General features: G+C 42.0%; 4 protein-coding genes and 2 pseudogenes. All 6 read left to right on the forward strand.

The window, feature by feature from the left end; translation table 11 throughout:
• Positions 1-664 (forward strand): annotated as a pseudogene (locus AC0TN7_RS00085) (RHS repeat domain-containing protein); the annotation flags it as partial.
• Between the two features lie 154 nt (positions 665-818).
• Positions 819-1289, forward strand: coding sequence for an Imm26 family immunity protein (locus AC0TN7_RS00090; RefSeq protein WP_024907041.1), 471 nt, complete (start codon positions 819-821; stop codon positions 1287-1289).
• 41 nt (positions 1290-1330) lie between these two features.
• Positions 1331-1522 (forward strand): annotated as a pseudogene (locus AC0TN7_RS00095) (DUF6386 family protein); the annotation flags it as partial.
• Between the two features lie 26 nt (positions 1523-1548).
• Complete coding sequence (locus AC0TN7_RS00100; protein ID WP_267214972.1) at positions 1549-2217, forward strand: HNH endonuclease family protein; 669 nt, start codon at positions 1549-1551, stop codon at positions 2215-2217.
• 83 nt (positions 2218-2300) lie between these two features.
• Complete coding sequence (locus AC0TN7_RS00105) at positions 2301-2417, forward strand: hypothetical protein (protein WP_350310066.1); 117 nt, start codon at positions 2301-2303, stop codon at positions 2415-2417.
• 72 nt (positions 2418-2489) lie between these two features.
• On the forward strand, positions 2490-2687 hold the full coding sequence (locus AC0TN7_RS00110) for a hypothetical protein (protein WP_023292191.1): 198 nt from the start codon (positions 2490-2492) through the stop codon (positions 2685-2687).
• Positions 2688-2895: the final 208 nt, after the last annotated feature.

Below are 2895 nucleotides of genomic sequence, written 5' to 3' on the forward strand. Positions count from 1 at the left end.
CGCCGCCTGGAGTACGATTATCGCAATAACCTGGTGCGGGAAGAACGGGACGATAACCCGTTTAACTGGAACCGCTGGCAGTACGACAGCGCCGGGGCCTGCTCGCTCAGGACGGCTCGCTGCCCGGTCAGGAGCAGTGGCACTGGGATGCGGCTGGTAACCCGTTAGAGGGCGCTGGAAAGAAGACTGCCCATAACCGGGTCACGCAACTGAACGGTATTCAGTGGCGTTATGACATCCACGGCCGTACCGTAGAGAAGGATAACGGCCAGATCCGCTGGCACTACCGGTACGACGGCGAACACCGCCTGGGGCAAGCTGCTGCGGGAGAGCGAGACGCAGGGATCAGGATATTCCCAGAACGAGCGGATGCAGGGGCAACACCTGCATTGTGAGAGAGTTGCACGACAATCTGTTCAGGTATTACGACCCGGACTGCGGACGGTTTACGCATCAGGACCCGATAGGGCTGGCGGGGGGATAAATCTTTACCAGTATGCGCCGAATGCGCTGGGGGGATCCTATAGGTTTAACCGCTTGCAAAAATGGAAGCCCTAAACGGTCAGTGAGAAACATGTCATTTGCTGACTGGATTAAAAGAAAGGCAAAAGGTGGGAATAATACCCATGTGTATTTAGGATTTAGAATCACTGAAGAAGGCTAAATCGCGGTCATGCACGGAGCATAGAATAAGCAGTTATTCACAATAATTCCCATTTTGAAAATTCTATCAATAGCATAAGTCCTACAAGAAAGTTATACTCGGATGCTGTTTTGTGGGGTGGAAACTGGCTTAAAAACAATGGGGTTAATGTAAAATGGCCGACAGACTTACAGTAGTGTCAGGAAATGAAAAGCAAAAAAAGTGGCCAAAAGAAGGCGATGTTTTTTACTTCCAGTTAAATGATGATCGATTAGGCTATGGTATGGTCGCCCTGGGTAAAATAGATGTCGGCCCATTCAAAAATACTATAGTTATATATATATATGACTATTTTACATCTTCGCTTCAAGAAGATGCTGTATTGGCAAAAGATAATTTGCTATTGCCACCAATTATTACTGATAATTCATGTTGGAAAAACGGTTCTTTCGTAACGTTTAAAACTATCGAAACGAGCGAAGTGGATATTTTACCACAGCATTATTTTAAAAATCCTGTCAGAAATAAAATATATGATCAGCATGGAGTGCCAATTGAATCGCCGACTGAGAATATACCAGTCGGTGAAGAGTCGATTCAATTCTATAAAAGCATTATAAAATCTATAGAAAGCTTTGTTAACTAATAGGCTAGACCGGGGAGGTATTTCCGGCCTTTGCTTACGCAATGAGAAAAATCATAAGCATACAAACAGATACTACCACTTTAGTTATTTATGATTTGATATCATTAAAGCATAGAATAAATGGAGACGTAGATTGGTGGAGTCTTCCAGAAGATGAAGTAGAAGAGGTAAATAAAGGGAATGTATTATTTCTCAATCTTGGGGATGATGGCGCCTATAAAGTCAATATTAAAAAAACTTACCTAAAAACATGTTTAGAATGAGTGACGGAAAACACTTCCAGAAAGCGAACAGACAATTATATTATAAAATGAATAATGACCCATCATATAGAGCTTCCCTTGAGGAAAAATTCCCGGGCATATTTGAAAAGGTTTCACCAGGTAAGCGTGGCGCGCTCCTAAGAACAGCTCCAACAGGTTCTGGTTGGGAAACAACTTGGCATCATCATGAGCGAGTTGGTGGGTTGTTACAATTGGTTGATTGGCCAGATCATAACTCAAGGCATCTGGATTATGACCCGAAAGGATATGGTGGAAGAAAAACTTGGGGGGGTCTCGATGCAGATAATTGTGAGGGTATAATGAATACATATACATCTATAGATGAATTAATAGCAAGTCTTTCTCAGTTAGAGCCTGGTGAATGGATTTATACTAATATAAACACATGGGAAGCACGGCCTGAAGATACTCACTTCTTTTATATTTCTTGGGATTATATCCAAAGTTTGGAGGATGACGAAATATACCTTGATGAAGAGGGTCTGGAAATGCCCTTAGCAGTAGAAACTTTTTCTTTGAAAGGATGGATGTTAGTCAGTTCTTTGAACTATATGGTGAAGAATAAAAATAGTGGAGGTCATGGGAATAAATGGTTTATCGATGAGGTGAATTATTATAGGGAAAATGACACATATAGAACATGATTTTAATAATGATGAGCAGTTCGCTTAATTAAGCAACCAATTCGAAATGCCTTGACAAAAGCCCACGCTCTGTCGTTTCTGGAATGCGGGGCGGAAAAGCTCCAATAGTGCATGATACACAGTGGAGCGGGAAAAATAGATCTTATGTCCTACACCAGAGAACCCCTATCCAACATGGAGGCGGTATTTATGATGATTGATAATCAAGTAATCGTTACAACAAAATATCACCTTGACATTCTAGATCGTGCTTATCATTTTTGAGGTATAATATGCAAAGGCAAGTGCTTATCGAACTAATAAGGAAAATCCAACACAGCGAAGGGACAGAAGAAGAAGCTGATAATGACATCGACCTCCTTTGTAGAAGTGTCGCAGATCCTCAGGCAGCTAATTATATTTATTATGAAGAACTTAGCGCAGAAGAAATTGCGGATAAAATTATAAGTTATAAACCACTTCAATTATAAGTAGTATTCGGGGGGCGCAATGAGTCCCCCATATTGAAAAAAACCATCCCAAAGCTTGGTTTTTTTTCATTCAAAACAAATCAAACGTTAAACAAGAAGTTCATTACGTCGCCATCTTTAACGATGTAATCTTTATCGATGGGACAACTTTACCGGCAATGCCCAGCGCCCGTCGCCGCGCCGCTGGTCCCGCCGCCTGGAGTACGAT

The sequence above is a fragment of the Enterobacter sp. PL_is511 genome (genome assembly GCF_055816065.1).

What these genes read in the sequence shown, in the direction of transcription:
- AC0TN7_RS00100 (WP_267214972.1), top strand. Translation starts at nt 1,549, where the DNA reads ATGAGTGACGGAAAACACTTCCAGAAAGCGAACAGACAATTATATTAT.
- AC0TN7_RS00090 (WP_024907041.1), top strand. Translation starts at nt 819, where the DNA reads ATGGCCGACAGACTTACAGTAGTGTCAGGAAATGAAAAGCAAAAAAAG.
- AC0TN7_RS00105 (WP_350310066.1), top strand. Translation starts at nt 2,301, where the DNA reads ATGCGGGGCGGAAAAGCTCCAATAGTGCATGATACACAGTGGAGCGGG.
- AC0TN7_RS00110 (WP_023292191.1), top strand. Translation starts at nt 2,490, where the DNA reads ATGCAAAGGCAAGTGCTTATCGAACTAATAAGGAAAATCCAACACAGC.